The following is a 22,558-nucleotide window of genomic DNA, read 5'->3' on the forward strand; positions in this document are numbered from 1 at the left end:
CGACATCCGCGCATGGATCGAGACCTGGAACAACGAACCACGGCCCTACGTCTGGACCAAGACCGCCGACCAGATCCTTGACTCCATCGCACGCTACTGCACGCGAATTAATAACTCAGGACACTAGTCCGGCCGGTACAGCATCCCGAGGAACTCGCGCAGCAGGCGTTCCCTCAGCGCCGGGTGGGCGGTGCCGAGCAGGGCGTTGATTCCGGCCATCCGGTCCGGCAGCCCGGCCCCGCCGCCCAGGCCGGCCGCGGTGAGCAGGCCCTCGAACTGCTCGCCGGTCAGCGTGTCCGGGTCGAGGGCGGCGACGAACGCCGCCACGTTCTCGTCCACGGTGACCGGTCCGGCGTCCCGGGCGGCGGCGACCGACGCGGCGAGGTCGGCCAGGAACCCGGCCTCGCCACCCCGGTTCGCGGCCGTGACGGTGAGGTGCAGGTTCACCGGCGAGGACTCGTGGGCGAACTGCGGTTGCACGTACCAGCCGCGGGCCCGCATCTCGTCGGCGACGGTGAACAGGTCGAAGCCCGCGTCGCCGGCGGTGAGCGCGATCAGCGTCGAGTCCGGTTCGGCGAGCAGCCGCAGGCCGTCGACGCTCCTGATGCCCTCGGCCAGGGTCGTCACCGCGGCCAGCGTCTGCCGGGCGAGTTCGAGGTAGCCGTCGTCGCCGAGGTGCTCCAGCACGGCCCACGCGGCGGCGAGCGGGCCGCCGGAGCGGGTGGACTGGACGGTGCTGTTGAGCATCGTGTAGCCGGGCCAGTCCGCGCTGGCGAAGAAGTGCCCGCGCCGCAGATCCGCGTCGGCGTGCAGCAGCACCGACACGCCCTTCGGGACGTAGGCGTACTTGTGCAGGTCCACCGAGACGCTGGTGACGCCCTCGACGGCGAACCCGAACTCCGGCACCGGGCGGCCGAGCCGGCCGAAGTAGGGCAGGATCCAGCCGCCGATGCAGGCGTCCACGTGCATCCGCACCCCGCGCGCGGCGGCCGCGGCGGCGATCGGCGCGACCGGGTCGATCACGCCGTGGGCGTAGGACGGGGCACTGGCGACCACGAGCACCGTCGTGTCGTCGATGGCGGCCGCCATCGCGTCCGGATCAGCGCGGAAGGTGACCGGGTCGACGGGCACCACGACCGGCCGCACCCGGAACAGGTGCGCGGCCTTGTGGAACGCGGCGTGCGCGGTCGAGGGCAGCACCATGCTCGGCGCGGCGACGTCCGGGCGGCCCTCGCGCGCGGCGAGCACCGCGAGCAGGCACGACTCGGTGCCGCCGGAGGTCACCGCGCCGACCGTGGACGGCGTGCCGCCCACCAGGCGGGCGGTCGCGGCGACGAGGTCGTTCTCCAGGCGCCGCAGGCTGGGGAACGCCGTCGGGTCGAGACCGTTGGCGGCGGCGGCGAGCGCGTGGGCCTGCGCGGCCAGCTCGTCCACACCGGACAGCCCGCTGTCGTAGACGTAGGCCAGGGTGCGGCCGCCGTGGGTGGGCAGGTCTGCCGCGCGCAGCTCGCGCAGCCGGGCCAGGACCTCGCGGGCGGGTTTCATCGCGGCTCCAGGATCGACCGGCGCAGCAGCGGCAGGCCCGCCACCACGAGGATTCCGGGCAGCAGGGCGAACCCGAGCAGGATCGCGGTGACCGCGCTGCCCGGTTGCGCCGCCGAAGCGTCCACACTGGACACGTACCCGCCCGCGGACAGCACCAGCCCGAACAGGCCCGGCCCCAGCGCGAGGCCGAGGGTCTCCGACGCGGTCCACACCCCGGCGGTGACGCCGGCCCGGGTGGCGCCGGTGCGTTCCTCCTCGGCGCTGATCAGGTCCGGCAGGATCGCCAGCGGGAACACCTGGATCCCGGCGTAGCCGACCCCGGCCAGGGCCACGAACACGAACGACACGCCGACCGGCACCACCAGCGCGGCGCACAGGCCCGCGCACGCGACGCCGAAGGCGATGCAGGCGAACCGGAAGCCGGCCAGCTTGCCCCAGCGCGCGCCGATGCGCGGCCACAGCGGCATGGTCACCAGCGCGGGCAGCACGAACCCGACGAACAGGAACGTCTGCAGGTCCGCGTCGCCGAACACGTACCGGGAGGCGTAGTTGACCCCGGCGAGCAGCGTGGCCAGGCCGAGCGACTGGACGAAGTAGACACCCAGCAGCCACCGGAAGGCGCGCCACTGCCGCATCGTCGCGAGCAGGTCGCGCCAGCCCGGCGTCGGCGGGCGCAGGTTGCCCACCGGCGCGGTCCGGGTGCCCACGTACACCGCGATGGTGCCGAGGATCATGATCACGCCCATCACGACGCCCATGACGCGGTAGCCGGTGACGCCGCCGACCTGGTTGGTGATCTCGGGCGCGCCGCCGCCGGAGACCAGGATCGCGATCGCCAGCAGGCCGATGCGCCAGCTGGTCAGGCGGGTGCGCTCGTGGTAGTTCCCGGTCAGCTCGGCGGGCAGCGCGTTGTAGGGCACCTGGAAGAACGCGAACGCGGTGGCGCACAGGAAGAACGCGAGCACCACGTACCCGGCGTCCAGCGTGGTGCTGCCGAAGCCCGGGTGGGCGAAGATCGCCGCGAACAGCACCGCGACGCCGAGCCCGCCGAACAGCAGGAACGGGCGCCTGCTGCCCCGCCGGTTCAGGCTCGCGTCGGACAGCCGCCCGGCGACCGGGTTGAACAGGACGTCCCACGCCTTGGGCACCAGCACGATCGCCCCGGCGATCGCGCCCGGCACCGCCATCGTGTCGGTGAGGTAGGGCAGCAGCAGCAGGCCGGGCACCGTGCCGAACGCGCCGGTGACGAACGACCCGGCGGAGTAGCCGAGCCTGGTCTTGGCCGGTAGGGCGACCATGGTCCTCCGATCGACACCCCGATGATCGCCCGCATCGTGTCACCGATCACGCGCCCGGGTGAGCCCGGGGCGCGAATTCGTCACGAGACGACGAACGCGCGTGAGGTGCCGGTGAAGGGGGTGATCGTGCCGTCGAGTGCCTTCGCGTCGCCGAAGTGGACGACGCGGTACTTGCCGACCGGGGTGTCCGGCGGGATGTCCCAGGTGATCGTCGCCTTCGACTCGGCCAGGAAGGTGCGCGTCCAGCGGTACTTGGTGGCCCAGTCGCCGTCGTCGGCGTGCCGCACCCAGGCGCCGCCGTCCAGGCGCTGGATCTCGGCGAACGTGCCGTTCCGGTGCAGGTCGTTCTTCGGGTGGCCGGTGACGAACTCGACCACCACCTGCTCGCCCCGCCGGTAGCTGCCGCGCGCCTCGGTGAGCACGTCGCCGAACCGCTTGAGCAGCGGCGGCGAGTCGACCACCACGCCGGGCTGGAAGTTGAGCTGCGCACCGGACAGGTCGCGTGGCACCGGGCCGTGCGGCACGGTCGCGCCGGTCCGCATCGCCGCGGCCAGGCGCGCGAACTCCTGCTGGTAGGCGGGCAGCGTGTAGCGGCCGAAGAGCGTGGACGCGCCCTCGTACTGTTGCGAGTCGTACTCCTCGGGCGTGGTCACGTATTGGCTGTAGGCGTTGGCGTAGCCCTGCATGATCACGTTCTCCAGTGGCACGCCGAGCTCGGCGGCGACGGTGCGGCGGATGCGCAGCCCGGCGACGATCGTGTACTCGGCGGGCCCGCCGACGAGGTAGAGCTGCCCGAGCCGCAGGATCTGCAGCGGCAGCACCTCCGGCGCCCACGGGTAGGGCTTCATCGCGCCGAAGGGCACCGCGATCACCTTGGGCGCGTGCGCGTCGGCGAGCGCCTGCGGGATCGGGGCGTCCATCCCGCCGAGCGCGTCGACGAAGGGGTTGCGCACGCCCTCCGGCAGCGGCAGGCCGGGGCCGTCCTCGGTGCTGCCGGCCAGCATCGACACGCCGATCGCGGCGGTCGCGGTGGTGTGCTGCCGTCCGTCCGGCGTGTAGCGGCCGTCGACGGTCACCTTCGACATGTCCACGTAGCAGAAGCGGAAGTCCAGCGGCCCGGCGATGGGCGTGCGCGCGCTGTCGAAGGCGGTTTTGGCGGCGGTGAACTGGCGTTCGCCGATGATGCGGGTGTTGGTGAACTCGTCCTCGGTCGGGCCGGATCCCGGTTTCAGGTTGAGGTTCGGGGACATGTCGCCGGAGTTGGTCTGCGGGAAGCAGGCGACGAACTCCGGGGCGCCGTCGAGGGAGCGGGTGCCGCGGCCGTGTTCCCAGGCGTAGGCGGCGTAGCCCTTGTTGTCGCCGCTGATCAGCTTGTTCGCGTTGGTCATCGACGTGCCGTGGGTGGCGAACCAGGCGATGGCGCCGATGTCGCGGCCGCCCTGGCGGAACCGCAGCACGGTGACGGCCGGGTCGATGGCGAGCGGGAAGTGGTCCTTGTCCGCCTGGGGGTTCAGCTCGAACGCGGTGCGGGAGCGGTTGACGCTGGCGTCGGTCAGCTCGGTCCGGCCGAGGGTGATCGTGCCGGGGGCGAGGTCGTCGTGCGCCTGCTGGATCGCTTCGACGATGCCGTCGACCTGCGCGTCGTAGGTCTGCCGCTGGAAGCCCAGGATCGACAGGTTGTAGGCGGCGTACCAGGACGATCCGCCGCAGCCGGCGTGCGTGTGGGTGGCGTTGAGCAGCACGTTCTGCTCGGTGTAGAGGTCGCCGTAGCGCTGCGCGAGCCGGGCGAGCACCCCCTGGTGCACGGACTGGAACAGCGCGCCCACGTCGGCGGTGACGAACACGATCCGCCGCCCACCCGGCTCGGCGACGACGTAGGCGCGGGCACGGGTGCGCTGGTGGATGCCGGCGGTCTGCTGCTGCGGCATCGAGTAGCCCATCATGCCGCACTCGGCCGCGGGCCCGGTGACGTCGGAGATCCCGGCGCCGACGAGGTAACCCTGCTGTGCGGTCGCCTGCGGGATGGCGAGCACTCCCGCGGCCAGCGGCGCCGCGGCCGCCCCGGCCAAGACGGTCCTGCGGCTCACCGGCATCGGCACACTCCTTCCAGACGTGAAGCCCTTTCAGGTTTGACGGAGACTAGAGGAGGCCACCCGGCGCTGCCAACCCTCGTCCGGGTGGATTCGCTACCCGATCACCTCAGCGATCCGCCGCAAGGTCTGCGCATCCCCGCGCAGCAGCAAGGTCGTCACCACCGTCTCCTCCCACGCGGCCAGCTCCGCCCGGATCTTCTCCGGCGGGCCGATCAGCGAGGTGTCCTCCACCAGCGACGTGGGGATCGCCGCGGCGGCCTCCTCCTTCCGCCCGGCGAGGTAGAGCTCCTGCACCTTCTCCGCGACGTCCGCATACCCGAGCCGGGCGAACACGTCCTTGTGGAAGTTCACCTGCCTGGCCCCCATGCCGCCGATGTAGAGCGCCAGCGACGGCTTGATGAACCCGGCCGCGGTCTCGACGTCGTCGTGCACGATGACCGGCACCGACGCGGCCACCTCGAAATCGGCCTGGGTGTGCCGGGCGCCGGGGCGCGCGAAGCCCTCGGCGAGCGCCTCGCGGTAGAACGCGTCGCTCTTCGGGGAGAAGAACAGCGGCAGCCAGCCGTCGCAGATCTCGGCCGCCAGCGCCACGTTCTTCGGCCCCTCCGCGGCCAGGTAGACGGGGATCTCCGGGCGCAGCGGGTGCACGGTGGACTTCAGCGGCTTGCCCAGCCCGGTCCCGTCCCGCAGCGGCAGCTGGTACTGCTCGCCGTCGAAGGTCACCGGCTCGCGGCGCGCCACCACCCGGCGCACGATCTCCACGTACTCCCGTGTCCGGGCCAGCGGCCGCGGGTACGGCTGCCCGTACCAGCCCTCCACCACCTGCGGGCCGGACGCGCCGAGGCCGAGGATGAACCGGCCGCCGGAGAGGTGGTCCAGGGTCATCGCGGCCATCGCGGTCGCGGTCGGGGTGCGGGCCGACATCTGGACGATGTTGGTGCCCAGCTTGACCCGCGAGGTCGCCGCGCCCCACCAGGCCAGCGGGGTCAGCGCGTCCGAGCCGTACCCCTCGGCGGTCCACACCGAGTCGAACCCCAGCTCCTCCGCGGCGCGGATCGCCTCGAGCGCGCCCTCCGGCGGACCGGAGGACCAGTAACCGATGTGATAGCCGAGCTTCACGACGCCTCCCGGGGAACGTAGTGGATGGGACTGTCCCGTTCGGACAGTGGTGGCAGGTTGCGCGCGGGGGTCTCCACCAGCGGGGCGTCCGCCGGGACCTCCCCGCGCACCCGGCCCCCCCCCGCCCGGGCGCGCGGGTGGTAGCGGCGGTCGCGCGGCACGAACCGGAACGCCAGCCCGATCGCGCGGCCGGTGAGCCGGTGCAGCACCTCGCTGCGGCGCGACCACGAGTAGCCCAGCCGTGCCCGCACCGCCGGGTGGTACAGGCCGACGGTCCACCACACGAACGACTTGGCGATCCCGGCGCGCAGCACCCGCCACACCGGCTCCGGCATCCAAGACACGAACGGTGGCTTGGCGATCCCGCGGAGGTCGAGCACGTCCCGCGTGGCCTTGTTGTCCTCCAGGACCTCGGTGCACATGTGGTCCCAGTAGGACTGGAACTCCTCCCAGGTGGCCGGCACCGGCCGCATACTCAGCCCGTAGAGCCGGTACCACTGGATGTGCTCGTCGAACAGCCGCCGCTTGTCCGCCTCGCTGAGCCCGCCCATCATCCGCTCCGCGGCGACCACGGTGAGCATGAAGAACGTCGAGTGCGCCCAGTAGAACGTGCCCGGGTTCAGCGCGTGGTAGCGGCGGCCGCGGGAGTCCACGCCCTGGATCGTCTCGTGGTAGCCGCGCACCGCCCGCGCGGTCCCGGCCGCGCGCGGGCCGTCGTAGACCACGCCGCCGATCGGGTACAGCGAGCGGAACAGCCGCTGCCAGCGTTCGGCGAAGAACCGCGAGTGCTGCTCCACCCCGGCGCCGAGTTCGGGGTGCATGTTCTGCAACGAGCCCGCCCACAGTGCCATGAGCAGGGTCCGCCAGTCGCCGAAGTACTTCCACGTCAGGGACCCGGGGCCCAGGGGCTGCGCTGCCATGATCCGAACGCTACAATTGACAACACCTGTAGTCAATTGTGAGGGCGGATGGCGGAGAAGACCTGGGCGGGCACCACGCTGAGCGACCGCCGGGCGGCTCGGCGCGCCCAGCTGCTCGACGCGGGACTCGACCTGCTCGGCACCGCGGGCAGCGCCGCGGTGACCGTGCGCGCGGTGTGCCGGCAGGCCAGGCTCACCGAGCGCTACTTCTACGAGAACTTCGCCGACCGCGAGGAGCTGGTGGTCGCGGTCTACGAGCAGGTCGCCGCCGAGGCCCACCGCGCCCTCGCCGACGCGGTGCCGGACAGCCGGCGGGACCCGGCCGAGCGCGCCGAGGCGGCGGTCACCGCGTTCGTCGGGCTGATGCTCGACGATCCGCGCAAGGGCCGGGTCCTGCTGCTGGCGCCGATCACCGACCCGGCCCTGTCCGCCCGCGGCGTGGCGCTGCTGCCGGCCTTCGCCGGGCTGGTGCGGGAGCAGCTGCCCGAGCGGATGGACGCGCTGGAGAAGCAGCTGACCGCGATCGGCCTCGTCGGCGCGCTGACCCACCTGTTCACCGCCTACCTGTCCGGCACGCCGGAGATGTCCCGGGAGCGCCTCGTGGAGCACTGCGTCCGCCTGCTGGTGCGATCGTCCTGAGCGGACCTCTCTGCCCGGCACGCTCGAGCCACCGGCACCGCCGCGGGTTCTCAGGAGCCCCCTCGCGAGGACAGCGCCGACGTGGTGGTTGGCACTGTCGCGCGAAGCGCGTCCACCAGGGGTGGTGGTCGGGCCGGCGGGCGGGAATTCATGAGGAGGCGATCCCACAGCGAGGGGGCTGAGTCGGCCCAGCCGCGCGGAGCGCGTCCGTTGAGGGTGGTGGTGGGCTGGCGGGAGGGGCCACCACCCGCACCGCGACTCACGCCCTACCCGGATTTCTCCCCCGCGAGTTCGAGGGCGATGCCGATGATCATGTCCTCCTGACCGCCGACGTAGCGCCGCTCCCCCACCCGGTACAGGATTTCGTGGGCGGGCACCCCGTACCGCTCGGCGGCGCGCTCGGCGTGCAGCAGGAAGCTGGAGTACACCCCGGCGAACCCCTGCACGATCGACGACCGGTCCATCACCGGCAGCCGCGTGATGAACGGCTTGACCACGTTCTCCGCGGCGTCCATCAGCACGTCCTTGTCCACGCCGGTTTCGACGCCCAGCCGCTCGAACACCGCGGCGAGCACCTCGGTCGGCGAGTTGCCGGCCCCGGCGCCGAGCGCGACCAGCGAGCCGTCGATCTGCTTCGCGCCCGCCCGGTAAGCAAGCACGGAGTTCGCGACGCCGAAGCTGAGGTTCTGGTGGCCGTGGTAGCCCACCTGCGCCGCGTCGCCGAACTCGGCGGCCAGCGCGGCCACCCGGTCGGCGGCTTCCTCCAGGATCAGCGCGCCGGCGGAGTCCACCACGTACACGCACTGGCATCCGGCATCGACCATGATCCGGCCCTGCTTCGCGAGGGTCTCCGGCGTGGCCATGTGCGACAGCATCAGGAATCCGACGGTTTCCAGCCCCAGCTTGCGCGCCTCGGTGAAGTGCTGGATCGACACGTCAGCTTCGGTGCAGTGCGTGGCGATCCGCACCGCGCCCGCGCCCAGGTCGGCGGCGGCCTTCAGGTCGCTGACCGTGCCCAGGCCGGGCAGCAGCAGCACGGCGATCGTGGCCCGCTCGGCCTCGTCGACGGCGGCGGCGATCAGCTTGCGCTCGTCGACCAGGGAGAAGCCGTAGTTGAAGGTCGATCCGCCGAGGCCGTCGCCGTGGGTCACCTCGATCAGCGAGATCCCGGCGGTGTCCAGCGCGCGCACGGTGTCCCGCACGTTGGCCTCGGTGAACTGGTGGGCCATGGCGTGGCTGCCGTCGCGCAGGCTCGTGTCGACGAGCCGCACCTCCCGCTCGGTCATGCCGGCACCTCCTGCGCGCGGTTGGCGGCCAGCAGCTCACCCACGCGGGCCGCGGCGGCGGTCATGATGTCCAGGTTCCCGGCGTAGGGCGGCAGGTAGTCGCCGTTGCCGGCGACCTCGAGGAACACCGCGACCCGGGCCCGGCCCCGCCAGTCCGGCCGCGGGTCGTCGAACTGCGGCGCCGCCTTGAGCGTGTAGCCGGGGACGTACTCCTGCACGTCGGCGACCATCCGCTCGATCGACGCGGTGATCGCGTCCCGGTCGGCGTCCGGCGAGATCGCGCAGAACACGGTGTCGCGCATGATGAGCGGCGGTTCGACCGGGTTGATGATGATGATCGCCTTGCCCTTCGCGGCGCCGCCGACGATCTCCAGGCCGCGGGCGGTGGTCTCGGTGAACTCGTCGATGTTGGCGCGCGTGCCCGGTCCGGCCGACCGCGAGGACACCGACGCCACGATCTCGGCGTAGGGCACCTCGGTGACGCGCGAGACGGCGTGCACGATCGGGATCGTGGCCTGCCCGCCGCAGGTGATCATGTTGAAGTTCGCGGCGCCCAGCTGGTCCGGCAGGTCCACCGCGGGGCAGGTGAACGGGCCGACCGCGGCCGGGGTCAGGTCGACGGCCTGGATGCCGGCCTCGGCGTAGCGCGGGGCGTTGGCGAGGTGCGCCTTGGCGGAGGTGGCCTCGAAGACGATGTCCGGCAGCTCGTCGCGGGACAGCAGCCAGTCCACGCCCTCGGCCGAGGTGTCCACGCCCAGCGCGGCCGCCCGCTTCAGGCCGTCGGAGGCCGGGTCCACCCCGACCATGTACGCGACCTCGATGTGCTCGCTGCGCCGCAGCTTGACGAGCAGATCGGTGCCGATGTTGCCGGGGCCGACGATCGCGGCCCGTGCCTTCCGGGTGCTCATGCGCCCTCCTTCCGGGGTCGGCTCCACGGTGCGCGCCGGACTGCGGCACACTCAACGCATGTGTGCCGCTGAGCGGGACGACGGGATGACCGCGGCGCGGATCGCCGCGCTGCTCGGCGCGTTCCGGCCCGGCGACCGGGCGCTGGGGGCGTCCGAGCTGGCGCGCCGCACCGGCCTGCCGAAGTCGTCGGTGCACCGCCTGACCGGGCACCTGGTGACGCAGGGCCTGCTGGAGCGCGACGGCACCGCGGTGCGGCTCGGGCTGCGGCTGTTCGAGATCGGACAGCTGGCCGGGCGGGAGCGCGGGCTCGTCGACGCCGCCCGCCCCTACCTGGCCGATCTGCGTGAGGCGACGCGCAACACGGTGCACCTGGCGGTGCTGGAGGGCACCGAGGTGGTGTACCTCGACATCGTGCGGGGGCCGGACGCGCCGGCCCTGCCGTCCCGCATCGGCGGCCGGTTCCCCGCGCACGCCACGGCGGTGGGCAAGGCGATCCTGGCGCACTCCCCCGCGTCCGTGCTGGACACCGTGCTGGCGGCGGGGCTGACCAGGGTGGGCCCGCGCACGATCACCGCGCCGGGGCTGCTGCGGCGGCAGCTGACCCGGATCCGCGACGAGGGGGTCGCCTACGAGCGGGAGGAATCCGGGGTGGGCGTAACCTGTGCAGCCAGTCCAGTGCTCGACGCGACCGGTCGGGCACGGGCCGCGATTTCGATCTCGGGCTGGAGCAACCGGGTCCGGGTCGAGCGCGTCTCTCCAGCGGTGCGCACGGCGGCTCTCGCTTTGTCGCGGGCCTTGCCGTAGGGTCTCGCGCACCAGCGGGGAAGATCGACACGTAGGTCTCGTGGCGCTCGCCGGGCCACGGGGATGTTAGGGAGGATTGGCGTGACCACCGCGACCACCCAGGTAGACGACCTTCGGCTCGTGGCGGCGCCGACCGCCGTCAGCTGCGCCGAGATGTTCGTCCGTTTCGCCCTCCTGGAGTGGAAACTACGCCCGCTGGCCGACGACGCGGCGACCGTCATCCGGCACCTGGTCCGGTCCTCGGTGGACGGGGCGGACCGGCGATCGCCCCGCTTCCTGACCGTCCGGCTGCGCCTGCACCGCGACGTGGTGGTCGTCGAACTCGACGACGACCGCCCCGGCGAACCCCCCGAACTGCCCGGCTGGACCATCAACACGGTCGCCCTGCCCGGCGGGCACCGCACCGCGTGGTGCGAGCTGCCGCTGCCCGCCGGGGTGACCGGAGCCCTCCCGACGCGTTCCCCGCACCGCCTGCCCAGCCCCGCGACCGAGTACCCGGCCGAGGAGCCGCTGCCGGAGCCCGACTTCCTGGACTCGCAGATCCTGCAGCGCGTGCTGCACGGACTCAACGGTTCCGCGCGATAACGCTTTCCGCGGGCGGGCCGGACAGCGCTTTCCGGGAGCGGTGCGCGGCGCCGGTCGCGCGGGACCACCGCGGCCGGTGCCGCCGCCGCGCGGGTCAGGCGAGTCCGCGCAGCGCCTGCGCCGGCGGGCGCTCCCCGGCGATCGTCGCCACCATTTCCAGGACCCGGCGCGTCTGCTGGACCTCGTGGACGCGGAACACCTGCGCCCCGTCCCGCGCGGCGCGCGCCGTCGCGGCCAGGGTGCCGTCCAGGCGCTCCGTGATGCCCGCGCCCAGGGTCTCCCCCACGAAGTCCTTGTTGGACAGTGCCATGAGGACCGGCCAGCCGGTCGCCGTCAGGTCGCGCGCGTGCCGGAGCAGCGCCAGGCTGTGCCAGGTGTTCTTGCCGAAGTCGTGCGTCGGGTCGATCAGGACGCCGCCGCGGGGCACGCCGAGCGCCACGACCTCCTCGGCGCGGCGGGTGAGCTCCTCGATCACCTGCCCCACCACGTCCTCGTAACGCACGCGGAACGGGCGCGTCCGCGGCACCGCTCCCCCGGTGTGCGAGCACACGTACCCGGCGCCGAACTCGGCCGCGACCTCCGCCAGCCGGGGGTCGGCGCCGGCCCAGGTGTCGTTGAGCAGGTCCGCCCCGGCCTCGCAGGCCAGGCGCCCCACCTCGTGCCGCCAGGTGTCCACGCTGATCACCAGGTCCGGGTGCCGGCGCCGGATCTCGGCCACGAACGGCACCACCCGGCGGGTCTCCTCGGCGACGCCGACGTCGCTGCCCGGGCCGGCCTTGACCCCGCCGATGTCCACGATGTCGGCACCCTCGGCGACGGCCCGGTCGACGGCCGCGAGTGCGTCCGGATCGGCGAAGGACGCGCCCCGGTCGTAGAACGAATCGGGGGTGCGGTTCACGATCGCCATCACGAGCGCGCGGTCGGAGACGACGCGCCGCCCGCGGAAGACCAAGTCGACTGCCACGAGTTCATCATGCCTGCCGTGGCGGGGGCGCGATAACGCGCGTTATGCCCTAAGTTGCTTCCAGAAGAGCGAAGGGGGTGCGCGGATGGCCACCCGGCACGGCCCGGCGGGCCCGGCGGACAGCCACAGCAGGGAACGGTTCCTGCAGGCCGCGCTGACGGTTCTCCTCGAGCATGGCGTGTCCGGGCTGACGGTGCGCAGCGTCGCCGAGGCGGCCGGCACGTCGACGATCGGGGTCTACACGCGCTTCGGCGGCCGCAACGGGGTGCTGGACGCCTTGTACGAGCGCACTTTCGAGATGCTGCACGAGAAGTTCGTGGCCGTGCCGCGGGTTCCCGGCGACCCGGCCGCGGGGATCCTCGCGCTGGCCCGGGCCTACCGCCGGTTCGCGCTGGACAGCCCGGCGCGGTACTCGTTCATGTTCGAGCAGTCGGTGCCCGGGTTCGACCCGGACCCGGATCTGCGGTCGTTCGCCCAGCGCGGCACCTTCGACCTGCTCGTGGACCGCGTGGCGCCGGCGACACCGCCCGGCCGCGATCCGAACGTCACCGGCTACCTGATCTGGACGACGATGCACGGGCTGGTGAGCGTCGAGCTGACGCACCGCGCGCGCAACCCGCCGCCGAAGTGGTTCATCGCGACGACGGACACCGCCTACGACGACATCTTCGGCGCCGGCATCCGCGCGATGCTCAACGGACTGGACCTCGACCTCGGCTGATCCGCGCCCGCTCACGGCCCACGCCCCGCACCTACCCGGGCACACGGACTCGCGCGCACGGGACGCCGAACTCCCCCACGGGAGCGTGGAACTCGCCCGCCCGAACGCAGAACTCGCCCGCCGCAACGTGGAACTCGCCCGCCGGAGCGTGGAACTCGCGCGCACCGGACGCCGAACTCCCCCACCGGAGCGTGGAACTCGCCCGCCCGAACGCAGAACTCGCCCGCCACAACGTGGGACTCGCCCGCCGGAATGTGGAACTCGCCCGCCGGAGCGTGGGACTCGCGGGCGGGTGAGACGACCGTGGCCCCCGGTCTCCGCAGAGAACCGGGGGCCACGAATCGATCAGTCAGCCTGAGCTACGCGCTCACGCGCCGCCCGACAGCTTCTCGCGCAGGGCCGCGAGCTGCTCGTCGCTGGCGAGGGTGCCGCCGCTGCGCTGCTCCGCGCCGCCACCGGTCGAGCTGTAGTTCTGCTCGCCGCCGCCGACCGGGCCGCCGGTGGCCTCCTCGGCCGCCGCCTGGGCGCTGGCCTCGGCAGCCTTGGCGATCTGCCGCATGTGGGCCTCGTAGCGGGCGTGCGCCTCGGCGTACTGGCGCTCCCACTCCTCACGCTGCTTGTCGTAGCCTTCCTGCCACTCCTGCGTGTCGGGGTCGAAGCCCTCGGGGTAGATGTAGTTGCCCTGGTCGTCGTACTCGGCGGCCATGCCGTACTGGGTCGGGTCGAACTCGGTGTCGGTGGTGAAGCCCTCGTTCGCCTGCTTCAGCGACAGCGAGATCCGGCGGCGCTCCAGGTCGATGTCGATGACCTTGACCATGACCTCGGTGCCGACCTGCACGACCTGCTCCGGGATCTCCACGTGGCGCTCGGCCAGCTCGGAGATGTGCACCAGGCCCTCGATGCCCTCCTCGACGCGGACGAACGCGCCGAACGGGACGAGCTTGGTGACCTTGCCCGGCACGATCTGGCCGATCGCGTGGGTGCGGGCGAACTGGCGCCACGGGTCTTCCTGGGTCGCCTTCAGCGACAGGGACACGCGCTCGCGGTCCATGTCGACGTCCAGCACCTCGACGGTGACCTCCTGGCCGACCTCGACGACCTCGGACGGGTGGTCGATGTGCTTCCAGGACAGCTCCGAGACGTGCACCAGACCGTCGACGCCGCCGAGGTCGACGAACGCGCCGAAGTTGACGATCGAGGACACGACGCCCTTGCGGACCTGGCCCTTGGCCAGCGCGTTGAGGAACTCGCTGCGGACCTCGGACTGGGTCTGCTCGAGGTAGGCGCGGCGGGACAGGACCACGTTGTTGCGGTTCTTGTCCAGCTCGATGATCTTCGCCTCGAGCTCGCGGCCGACGTAGGGCTGCAGGTCCCGCACGCGGCGCATCTCCACCAGGGAGGCGGGCAGGAAGCCCCGCAGGCCGATGTCCAGGATCAGGCCGCCCTTGACGACCTCGATGACGGTGCCCTTGACGGGCTCGTCCTTCTCCTTGAGCTCCTCGATCGTGCCCCAGGCGCGCTCGTACTGGGCGCGCTTCTTGGACAGGATCAGCCGGCCTTCCTTGTCCTCCTTCTGGAGGACGAGGGCCTCGACCTCGTCACCGACGCTGACGACCTCGCCGGGATCGACATCGTGCTTGATGGACAGCTCACGCGAGGGGATGACGCCCTCGGTCTTGTAACCGATGTCGAGCAGCACCTCGTCGCGGTCGACCTTGACGATGGTGCCCTCAACGATATCGCCGTCGTTGAAGTACTTGATCGTCTTGTCGATCGCGGCGAGGAAGTCTTCCTCCGACCCGATGTCGTTGACGGCGACCTGGGCGGCGCCGGACGTCGGGGCGGTGGTGGTGTCGGTGGTCATTAGGTGGGTTGCTCCGGTTGGTTTACGGCTCGAGTAGGTTTGCAGTTTGCGTGCGCGGCGAGCGTACGACGGCAACCATGAGCAAACGTTCACAACGGAACGGCCGCGGAGCATCACCGCCGACGGTGCGCGACCCGGAACCCGGCTCAGCTCTGCCGAGTGGAAGGTAGCGCGAACCCACTGCGCTAGAGATATCGTACGCGGCCGCCTGCGAAGCGCACAAACAGGGTCGCCCGCACGGACGCGCACCGGCCGGCCGGTGAGAATACCGGTGTGACGACGGCGGGCGAGCACCACGGCGAAGACCTGGACCCGGACCGGCACGCGCGGGCCGAACAGCGGCTCGGCACGGTCGGCGTGGCGCACCGGGAGGTGGCCGCGCACGAGGCGACGGCGGCGAACCTGGCCTGGTGGGACGCCGACGCCGACGACTACCAGGCGGCCCACGGCGAGTTCCTCGGCGACGCGGACTTCGTGTGGTGCCCGGAGGGTGTGCGCGAGGCCGACGCCCGCCTGCTCGGCGACGTGCGCGGCCGCCGCGTGGCCGAGATCGGGTGCGGCCAGGCCGCGTGCTCGCGCTGGCTCGCCACCGCCGGGGCGCACCCGGTCGGGCTCGACCTGTCCGCCGGGATGCTCCGGCACGCCCGGGCGGCCGCCGCGCGCACCGGCATCGGCGTCCCGCTGATCCAGGCCACGGCCGAGCGGCTGCCGCTGGCGGACGGGAGCATGGACGCAGCCTGCTCGGCGTTCGGCGCGCTGCCGTTCGTGGCCTCGATCGAGACCGTGTTCGCCGAGGTGCGCCGGGTGCTGCGGCCGGGCGGGCCGTGGGTGTTCGCGGTGACTCACCCGATCCGGTGGATCTTTCCGGACGATCCCGGCCCGGCCGGGCTGACCGCGAGCCAGCCGTACTTCGACCGCACCCCCTACGTCGAGGTCGACGCCGGCAGCCGGGCCACCTACGTCGAGTACCACCGCACGGTGGGCGACTACGTGCGGGCGCTGGCGGCCACCGGGTTCGTGCTGGAGGACCTGCTGGAGCCGGAGTGGCCGGCCGGGCACACGCGCGTGTGGGGGCAGTGGAGCCCGTTGCGCGGCAGGCTGTTCCCGGGCACCGCGATCTTCCGGGCCCGCGCAGGGACGCGGTGAACACCGCGCTGCTGTCCGCGCAGCGGGCCCGGTTCGCCGCGCTGGACCCGCTGCTGCCGGCCGCCGCGCCGCTGCCGGAGGGCGAGGTGCTGGACGCGGCCACGGCCGGCGGCACCCGGGTCACCGTGGTGCTCCAGGTCCACCGGCACGAGCCGGGCGCGTTCGACCTGCTGTGGTCCGCGGCGCGGGTGTGGCACCTGTTCCCCTGCATCGGGGACACCGGGACCGCAGGCATGGACGCGCTGCTGCGCGCGTGGCGGCACCGGATGGACCGCGAGTCACCGGGCGCGGATTCGTCGTGCACGGTGACCTGGCCGAGCCGGGACGCCGAGGCGGCGCGCGCGTTCCTCGACCACGGCCTGGTCCCGCTGTCGGTGCTCGCGGTGCGCACCGGCCCGCCGCAGGACCACCCGGCCCCGCCCGGGGTCACGATCCGCCGCGCGCGGCCGGAGGACCTGGAGGAGGTCGTGGCCCTGTCGCTGGCCACGTTCCGCTACTCCGGCCTGGTCGCCGGGCCGTGGCGGCCGGGCACCGGGGAGCTGATCGCCCCGCGCCTGGAGCGCAACCTCGCGGCGGAGGCGCCGATCTGGCTCGCCGAACGGGACGGCGTCGCCGTGGCGCTGGCCGACTGCGGCTGGGTCGAGTCGGCACCCGGGTCGTGGGCGGCCGAGTTGCTGCCCACCGGCCGGTGGGGTTACGTCAACAACGTCGCCACCAGCGAGCACGTGCGCGGCGAGGGCATCGGCCGGGCGCTGTTGGCCCGGGTGCACCGCGAGTTCGCCGGCCGCGGCGCCCGCGCGACCTACCTCTACTACAACCCGGCCAACCCGCTGTCCTCGGTGTTCTGGCCGCGCCAGGGGTACCGGCCGCTGTGGTCGTACTGGGAGGTGCGGCCGGCCTCCGCCCTGCGGTGACCCCCGAGTTGCCGGCTCCGGCGGACGGTCGTATCTTTTGAACTGACCAGTCAGTTCAAAAGAGGGGGATCCTGTGCGGGTGCACGCCGACCGGGTCACCGTCGAAGGTCCGCACGGCACGCTGCTGCCGCCGACCTCGCTCACCGTCACCGAGGGCGAACTCGTCTTCGTGCACGGCGAACCGGGCGCCGGGGTCACCGCGTTCGGCCTCGCCCTGACCGGGCGGATGCGGCCGTCGACCGGGCTCGTGACGCTCGACGGCACGGCGGACGCAGCCAAGCTGCGCCGTGCCGGCGCGGTGGTGGACGCGCCGGAGATCACCGCGCCGGAGGGCTCGCTGCCGGTCCGGATGGTGGTCGCCGAGGAGCTGTCGATCGGGAAGCTGCCGTCGGGCAAGGACGCCGTCGCGCGGTGGCTGTCCGAGCACGACCTCGCCGGGCGCGCGGGCGTCCGGTTCGAGCACCTGTCCCCCGCCGAACGCACCCGGCTGCTCACCGCGCTGGCCGCCGCGCGGCCCGGCGTGCGGCTGCTCGTGCTCGACACGCCCGACCGGCACACCAGCGATGTCGCGAGCTGGGCGGACCTGGCCCGCGAGCACGCCGCGCGCGGGTTCGCCGTCGTCGTGCTGACCGCCACCACCCCACCCGAGGCGCTGCCCGCTCCCCCGGCCCGGCTCGGCCGGACCGAGCAGCCCGAACCCGAACTCGTGCAAGGAGATCCGCAGTGACCGGCCTCCGTCTCGCCGCCGGGGAACTGCGCCGCCTGACCTCCGGCAAGCTGCCCAAGCTCGCCGTGGCCGCCCTGGTGCTCGTCCCCCTGCTCTACGCGTCGTTCTACCTCTACGCCAACTTCGACCCCTACGGCCGCCTGGGCAACCTGCCCGCGGCGATCGTCAACGAGGACACCGGCAGCGCCGACCGCAACATCGGCGACGAGGTCACCTCCTCGGTCGTCGGCTCCGGCACCTTCCAGTGGCACGAGGTCTCCGCCGCCGAGGCCGACGCCGGGGTGCGCGACGACCGCTACTCGTTCGCGATCACCATCCCGCGCGACTTCTCCGCCGCGCTGACCTCCAGCGGGAACTTCACCCCCCAGCGGGCCACGATCCAGCTGACCACGAACGACGCGAACAACTACCTGTCGCACACGATCGCCAACCAGGTGGCCGAGCAGATCCGCGGCACGATCGCGGAGAAGGTGGGCAGCGAGGCCGCGAACCGGTTCCTGATGGGCTTCTCGACGATCTTCGGGCAGACCCAGCAGGCCGCGACCGGCGCGACCCAGCTCGCGGACGGGGCGAACCGGCTGCTGACCGGTCAGCAGCAGCTCGCCGACGGCGCCCAGCGGCTGGCCACCGGCAGCGCCGAGCTGTCGTCCGGGCTGTCCACGTTGCGGTCGAGCACCGCGACCCTGCCGCAGAGCACCCGGCAGCTGGCCGACGGCGCGCAGCGGGTCGCCGACGGCAACAGCCAGGTCGCGGCGGCCGGGGCCACCGTCGCCAGCGGGTCGGCCCAGCTCGTCAGCGACCTCGACAACGTGGACAACCAGCTCACCGACCGCCTGCGCGCCGCCGGGCTGTCCGAGACCGACATCCAGCGCGTGCAGGGCGTGCTCGGTGATCTGCGGGCCCCGGTCGACCAGGCCAACGCCCGGATCCAGCAGACGTCCGCCCAGCTGAACCAGCTCGCCGACGGCGCGCGGCAGGTCGCGGGCGGCGCGGCCACCCTGGCGAACTCGGCGCCGGCGCTGTCCGGTGGGATCGCACAGGCCGCCGACGGCGCGAACACGCTGTCGGCCGGGGCCGCCCAGCTCAACGACGGCGAGAAGACCGCGCTGTCCGGCACCCAGGAGCTGGCGGCCGGCGCGGGCCGGTTGCGGGACGGGCTGACCAACGGGCTGGGCCAGATCCCCAACCCCAGCGACCCCACCCGGACGGCGACGGCCGACACGATCGCCGACCCGGTCACCGTCAACTCGGTGGGCGTCGCCTCCGCCGGCACCTACGGCGCCGGGCTGGCCCCGTTCTTCCTCGCCCTGGCCACCTGGATCGGCGCGTTCGTGCTGTTCCTGCTGATCCGGCCGCTGTCGGCGCGGGCGATCGCGGCCGGCACCGCGCCGCTGCGGGTCGCGCTCGGCGGGTGGCTGCCCTCGGCGCTGCTCGGCATCGCGCAGGTCGTCGTGCTGTTCGCCGCGGTCACCTGGTTCGTCGGCATCCACATCGCGCACCCGGTGGGCGCGCTGGCGTTCGCGATCCTCGCGTCGCTGACCTTCACCGCGATCGTGCACGCGCTCAACGCGTTCTTCGGCGCCGTCGGCAAGTTCCTCGGGCTGGTGCTGCTGGTGCTGCAGCTGGTCAGCGCGGGCGGCACGTTCCCCTGGCAGACCCTGCCGGACGCGCTGTACCCGCTGCACGTCGTGCTGCCCATGGGGTACGTGGTCGACGGGCTGCGGCACCTGATGTACACCGGGGCGTCGCTGCGGAACCTGGTGGACATCGGGGTGCTGGTCGCCTACCTGGTCGGCGCGCTCGCGGTGTCGGCGCTGGCCGCGCGCAGGCAGCGGGTGTGGACGGTGTCGAAGCTCCAGCCGGAGCTGTCCCTGTGAGCCCGCGCGGTGAGCACACCAAGCAGAAGCTGTTCGAGGCGACGCTGCGGCTGGCGACCGAGAAGGGGCTGGCCGGGCTGACGGTGGACGAGATCGCGGCGGCGGCCGGGGTCGCGAAGGGCACCGTGTACTACAACTTCGGCAGCAAGGACGGGCTCATCGACGCGTTGCTGCGTTACGGCGTGGGCCAGCTCGCCTCACGGCTGCGGGCGCAAACGGGTGGCACGGACCCGGTGGCCGCGCTGGAGGCGCTGGTGGACACCGGGCTGGAGTTCATCGCCGGGCACCGCGGGTTCTCGCAGATCCTGGTCAGCGAGCTGTGGCGGACGCCGGGCCAGTGGCAGGAGACGCTGTCGCTGCTGCGCGAGGACATCGTGTCGATCGTCAAGGAGCAGCTGCAGCGGGTGGCCGACGCCGGGCGGCTGCCGCCGGGCATCGAGGTGCCGACCGCGGCGGCCGGGCTGTTCGGCACGCTGCTGGTCGTCGCGCTGGACTGGCAGGTGTTCCAGCCGCACCGGTCCCGCGCCGAGGTGCGCGAGGGCATCATGGTCCTCGTCCGCGGGGTGGCCCGCCCGGATTGATTCCCGCCGGTTGTCGATTCCGCGGCTCCTCGTTCGCCGTAGGGGCGCGGGCGTCATCCGGACGCCCGGTGAGGAAGGGATCGACATGCGGAAACTGGTGGTCACGGCGTTCGTGTCGGCCGACGGTGTGATGCAGGCGCCGGGCGGACCGGACGAGGACCGCGACGGCGGGTTCGCCCACGGCGGCTGGGCGGTGCCGTTCATCGGCGAGCGGGTGCTCGAAGTGATGAGCGCGTTCACCGCCGGGGCGGGCGCGCTGCTGCTCGGCCGGAAGACCTACGAGGAGTTCGCCGCGACCTGGCCGCCGGCCGACGACCCGCTCGGCGAGGTGATGAACGGCCTGCCCAAGTTCGTGGCCTCCCGGACGCTGACCGAGGTGACCTGGCGGAACTCCACGCTGCTGCGCGGGGACGCCGCCGAGGCGGTGGCCGGGCTCAAGCGCGGCGCGGGCGGGGACATCCAGGTCCACGGCAGCAGCGACCTGGTGCAGACGCTGCTCGCCCACGACCTGGTCGACGAGTTCCAGCTGCTGGTGTTCCCGGTGGTGCTCGGGACCGGGAAACGGCTGTTCGGTCCCGGCGCCGGGCCGGCCGCGCTGGAGCTCACCCACAGCGAGCCGCTGCCGCGCGGTGGCCTGCTCAACCGCTATTCGCGCGGGGGCGAGCTCCGCTACGGTGCGATGGGCCCGGAGACGGGCAACTGGTGAGCGGGGGTTCGAGGCGATGCCGCAGTACGCGATTCTGATCTACGAGAAGGAACTGCCCGGCGGGGTCGCCGACATCCCGCCGGAGGTCATGGCGGCCAACCTCGCCGCCGGGCCCAAGATCGAGGAGATGGGCGCCCGGGTGGTGCACGAGCAGGCGCTGCAGCCCGCGGCGCGGGCCCGCACGATCCACCGGGGCGGCGCGGTGACCGACGGCCCGTTCCTGGAGAGCAAGGAGGTCATCGCCGGGTTCTTCGTGGTCGAGGCCGCCGACCTCGACCAGGCGGTGACCATCGGGAAGCTGCTGCCGATCATGGACGGGGCGGTCGAGGTGCGGCCGGTGCTCGAGGTGTGACCGAGGCCCGGCGCGCCGTCGCCGACGCGCACCGCCGCGAGTGGGCCCGGGTGCTCGCCGCGACGGTGCGGGTCACGCGCGATCTCGACCTGGCGGAGGAGTGCGTCCAGGACGCCTACGCCGCCGCGCTGGACGCGTGGGCGCGTGACGGCGTGCCGGACCGGCCGGCCGCGTGGCTGACGACCGCGGCGCGGCACAACGCGCTGGACGCCCTGCGCCGCGCGGCGACCCTGCGCGCGAAGCTGCCATTGCTGGTCGAGCCCGCGCCCGATCCCCCGCCTGCTGGCGATCCGCTGCGGCTGGTGTTCCTGTGCTGCCACCCCGCGCTGGCGGGCGAGGCGCAGGTCGCGCTGACGTTGCGGCTGGTGTGCGGGGTGCCGACGCCGGACGTCGCCGCCGCGTTCCTGGTGCCGGTGGCGACGATGGCGGCCCGGATCACGCGGGCGAAGAAGAAGATCGCGGCGGCGCGGATCCCGTTCCGGATGCCGTCGCGGGCTGAGCTGCCGGACCGGCTGGACGCGGTGCTGACCACGATCCACCTGCTGTTCACGACCGGGCACACCGCGCCGTCCGGCGCGTCGCTGATGCGGGTGTCGTGCGCCGAGCGGGCGCTGGAGCTGGCGCGGCTGCTGCGGGAGCTGATGCCGGACTCGCGGGAGGTGCGGGGGTTGCTGGCGTTGCTGCTGGCGGGGCACGCGCGCCGGGCCACCCGCACGGACGAGGCGGGACGGCTCCTGCTGCTGTCCGAGCAGGACCGTTCCCGCTGGGACGCGGCCGCGCTCGCGGAGGCGGACGAGCTGGTGGTGTCGGCCCTGCGCGGCGGCGCACCCGGACGGTTCACGCTGCAGGCGGCGATCGCGATGCTGCACGCGAGCGCGCCGTCGTTCGCGGAGACGGACTGGCCGCAGATCCTGGTGCTGTACGACGAGCTGGTGAAGGTGTGGCCGTCGCCGGTGGTGGCGCTGAACCGGACGGTGGCGGTGGCGATGGTGGACGGCCCGGCGCGGGCGCTGGCGGAGGTGACGGCGCTGGAGGGCGACCGGCGGCTGTCCGGGTACCGGTACCTCCCCGCGATCAAGGCTGATTTCCTGCGCCGCCTCGGCCGGTGGGCGGAGGCGGCGGCGTGTTACGAGGAGGCGCTGACCGCGACCGGGAACGAAGCCGAACGGGCGTTCCTGAGGGGCCGCCTCACGGAGGTGCGGCAGGCGGGCGCTCCCGGCTGAGGCGCCGGGCCTTCGGGGGGCCGCTCACGGACCTACGCACCAAACTCCGCACCTGCCCACCTGCTGGGTCGAGGTCGCGTGCCCGTTCGGCGCGCGCCGCACCGCCTCGGCGATCCCGGCCCCCGCCGCTCGCAGACCTGCCCGCCCTGACCGCTAGCTGTATCCGGCCGTTAGGTTGGTAGCCGGCTGATGGGCGGTCGTCCTCCGAGTGCGCTGTGGCGGCGTTCAGTGTTGTAGTGCTCGATCCAGGCTGCAAGTGCTGCTGCTCGTGCCTCGTTGCTGGTG

The 22,558-nt window shown here is 73.0% G+C and carries 22 protein-coding genes and 1 pseudogene; 13 read left to right on the forward strand and 10 right to left on the reverse strand.

The window, feature by feature from the left end; all coding sequences use genetic code 11:
• Nucleotides 1-127 (forward strand): annotated as a pseudogene (locus tag D0D15_RS30350) (IS630 family transposase); the annotation flags it as partial.
• Here D0D15_RS30350 and D0D15_RS30355 read toward each other — a convergent pair.
• The 5 genes from D0D15_RS30355 to D0D15_RS30375 all read right to left on the reverse strand — a co-directional run bounded on the left by D0D15_RS30355 (nt 124) and on the right by D0D15_RS30375 (nt 6,975).
• Nucleotides 124-1,545, reverse strand: a complete 1,422-nt coding sequence (locus tag D0D15_RS30355; RefSeq protein WP_115944940.1) for a pyridoxal phosphate-dependent decarboxylase family protein — start codon at nt 1,543-1,545, stop codon at nt 124-126. The pseudogene D0D15_RS30350 and the gene D0D15_RS30355 overlap by 4 nt on opposite strands.
• Nucleotides 1,542-2,843 carry an MFS transporter gene (locus tag D0D15_RS30360; protein ID WP_094009179.1) on the reverse strand — a complete coding sequence of 434 codons (1,302 nt, stop codon included), beginning with the start codon at nt 2,841-2,843 and terminating at the stop codon, nt 1,542-1,544. Before D0D15_RS30360 ends, D0D15_RS30355 begins: the two co-directional genes overlap by 4 nt.
• Before the next feature lie 80 nt (nt 2,844-2,923).
• Nucleotides 2,924-4,936, reverse strand: a complete 2,013-nt coding sequence (locus tag D0D15_RS30365) for a neutral/alkaline ceramidase (protein WP_115944941.1) — start codon at nt 4,934-4,936, stop codon at nt 2,924-2,926.
• A gap of 93 nt (nt 4,937-5,029) precedes the next feature.
• The gene (locus tag D0D15_RS30370; RefSeq protein ID WP_094009181.1) at nt 5,030-6,055 is read right to left on the reverse strand and encodes an LLM class F420-dependent oxidoreductase; all 1,026 of its coding nucleotides are present in this window, start codon (nt 6,053-6,055) and stop codon (nt 5,030-5,032) included.
• Nucleotides 6,052-6,975, reverse strand: coding sequence for an oxygenase MpaB family protein (locus D0D15_RS30375; protein ID WP_115944942.1), 924 nt, complete (start codon nt 6,973-6,975; stop codon nt 6,052-6,054). The genes D0D15_RS30370 and D0D15_RS30375 overlap by 4 nt, the downstream gene beginning before the upstream one ends.
• A 48-nt stretch (nt 6,976-7,023) precedes the next feature.
• Between D0D15_RS30375 and D0D15_RS30380 the strand changes: the two genes are divergently transcribed.
• Nucleotides 7,024-7,614, forward strand: a complete 591-nt coding sequence (locus tag D0D15_RS30380; protein ID WP_094009183.1) for a TetR/AcrR family transcriptional regulator — start codon at nt 7,024-7,026, stop codon at nt 7,612-7,614.
• A gap of 266 nt (nt 7,615-7,880) precedes the next feature.
• On the opposite strand, the gene dmpG is transcribed toward D0D15_RS30380, so the two are convergent.
• Together dmpG and D0D15_RS30390 are read right to left on the reverse strand one after the other, a co-directional pair.
• Nucleotides 7,881-8,900: a 4-hydroxy-2-oxovalerate aldolase gene (gene dmpG, locus D0D15_RS30385; protein WP_094009184.1), complete on the reverse strand. Its 1,020-nt coding sequence runs from the start codon at nt 8,898-8,900 to the stop codon at nt 7,881-7,883.
• Nucleotides 8,897-9,808 carry an acetaldehyde dehydrogenase (acetylating) gene (locus D0D15_RS30390; RefSeq protein WP_094009185.1) on the reverse strand — a complete coding sequence of 304 codons (912 nt, stop codon included), beginning with the start codon at nt 9,806-9,808 and terminating at the stop codon, nt 8,897-8,899. The genes dmpG and D0D15_RS30390 overlap by 4 nt, the downstream gene beginning before the upstream one ends.
• Before the next feature lie 58 nt (nt 9,809-9,866).
• Between D0D15_RS30390 and D0D15_RS30395 the strand changes: the two genes are divergently transcribed.
• Nucleotides 9,867-10,613: an IclR family transcriptional regulator gene (locus D0D15_RS30395; RefSeq protein ID WP_233157553.1), complete on the forward strand. Its 747-nt coding sequence runs from the start codon at nt 9,867-9,869 to the stop codon at nt 10,611-10,613.
• Nucleotides 10,614-10,694: 81 nt separating this feature from the next.
• A complete protein-coding gene (locus tag D0D15_RS30400) occupies nt 10,695-11,198 on the forward strand; it encodes a hypothetical protein (protein ID WP_094009187.1) in 504 nt (167 codons plus the stop codon).
• A 94-nt stretch (nt 11,199-11,292) separates the two neighbouring features.
• On the opposite strand, the gene folP is transcribed toward D0D15_RS30400, so the two are convergent.
• Nucleotides 11,293-12,105 (reverse strand): dihydropteroate synthase, encoded by an 813-nt coding sequence (folP, locus tag D0D15_RS30405; RefSeq protein WP_167481588.1) that lies wholly within the window; start codon nt 12,103-12,105, stop codon nt 11,293-11,295.
• Between the two features lie 142 nt (nt 12,106-12,247).
• Between folP and D0D15_RS30410 the strand changes: the two genes are divergently transcribed.
• Nucleotides 12,248-12,883, forward strand: coding sequence for a TetR/AcrR family transcriptional regulator (locus D0D15_RS30410; RefSeq protein ID WP_094009189.1), 636 nt, complete (start codon nt 12,248-12,250; stop codon nt 12,881-12,883).
• A 367-nt stretch (nt 12,884-13,250) separates the two neighbouring features.
• Here D0D15_RS30410 and rpsA read toward each other — a convergent pair whose 3' ends face one another.
• Nucleotides 13,251-14,747, reverse strand: a complete 1,497-nt coding sequence (gene rpsA, locus D0D15_RS30415) for a 30S ribosomal protein S1 (RefSeq protein WP_094009190.1) — start codon at nt 14,745-14,747, stop codon at nt 13,251-13,253.
• A gap of 273 nt (nt 14,748-15,020) precedes the next feature.
• On the opposite strand from rpsA, the gene D0D15_RS30420 reads away from it, so the two are divergent.
• The 8 genes from D0D15_RS30420 to D0D15_RS30455 all read left to right on the forward strand — a co-directional run bounded on the left by D0D15_RS30420 (nt 15,021) and on the right by D0D15_RS30455 (nt 22,273).
• The gene (locus D0D15_RS30420) at nt 15,021-15,893 is read left to right on the forward strand and encodes a class I SAM-dependent methyltransferase (RefSeq protein ID WP_115944944.1); all 873 of its coding nucleotides are present in this window, start codon (nt 15,021-15,023) and stop codon (nt 15,891-15,893) included.
• Entirely contained in the window at nt 15,890-16,807 is a 918-nt protein-coding gene (locus D0D15_RS30425; protein ID WP_115944945.1) for a GNAT family N-acetyltransferase, read from the forward strand. The genes D0D15_RS30420 and D0D15_RS30425 overlap by 4 nt, the downstream gene beginning before the upstream one ends.
• Nucleotides 16,808-16,880: 73 nt before the next feature.
• Nucleotides 16,881-17,534, forward strand: a complete 654-nt coding sequence (locus D0D15_RS30430; RefSeq protein ID WP_094009192.1) for an ATP-binding cassette domain-containing protein — start codon at nt 16,881-16,883, stop codon at nt 17,532-17,534.
• Nucleotides 17,531-19,411: a YhgE/Pip family protein gene (locus tag D0D15_RS30435; RefSeq protein WP_094009193.1), complete on the forward strand. Its 1,881-nt coding sequence runs from the start codon at nt 17,531-17,533 to the stop codon at nt 19,409-19,411. The genes D0D15_RS30430 and D0D15_RS30435 overlap by 4 nt, the downstream gene beginning before the upstream one ends.
• Nucleotides 19,408-19,992, forward strand: a complete 585-nt coding sequence (locus D0D15_RS30440; RefSeq protein WP_094009194.1) for a TetR/AcrR family transcriptional regulator — start codon at nt 19,408-19,410, stop codon at nt 19,990-19,992. Before D0D15_RS30435 ends, D0D15_RS30440 begins: the two co-directional genes overlap by 4 nt.
• An 85-nt stretch (nt 19,993-20,077) precedes the next feature.
• Nucleotides 20,078-20,698: a dihydrofolate reductase family protein gene (locus tag D0D15_RS30445; protein ID WP_094009195.1), complete on the forward strand. Its 621-nt coding sequence runs from the start codon at nt 20,078-20,080 to the stop codon at nt 20,696-20,698.
• Nucleotides 20,699-20,714: 16 nt separating this feature from the next.
• Entirely contained in the window at nt 20,715-21,050 is a 336-nt protein-coding gene (locus D0D15_RS30450; RefSeq protein WP_094009196.1) for a YciI family protein, read from the forward strand.
• Nucleotides 21,047-22,273, forward strand: coding sequence for an RNA polymerase sigma factor (locus D0D15_RS30455; RefSeq protein ID WP_094009197.1), 1,227 nt, complete (start codon nt 21,047-21,049; stop codon nt 22,271-22,273). The genes D0D15_RS30450 and D0D15_RS30455 overlap by 4 nt, the downstream gene beginning before the upstream one ends.
• A 170-nt stretch (nt 22,274-22,443) precedes the next feature.
• On the opposite strand, the gene D0D15_RS30460 is transcribed toward D0D15_RS30455, so the two are convergent.
• The coding region (locus D0D15_RS30460; protein WP_162830614.1) for an integrase core domain-containing protein at nt 22,444-22,558 on the reverse strand (115 nt) is incomplete at its 5' end.

Source organism: Amycolatopsis thermalba (genome assembly GCF_003385215.1).
Lineage (GTDB): Bacteria > Actinomycetota > Actinomycetes > Mycobacteriales > Pseudonocardiaceae > Amycolatopsis_E > Amycolatopsis_E thermalba.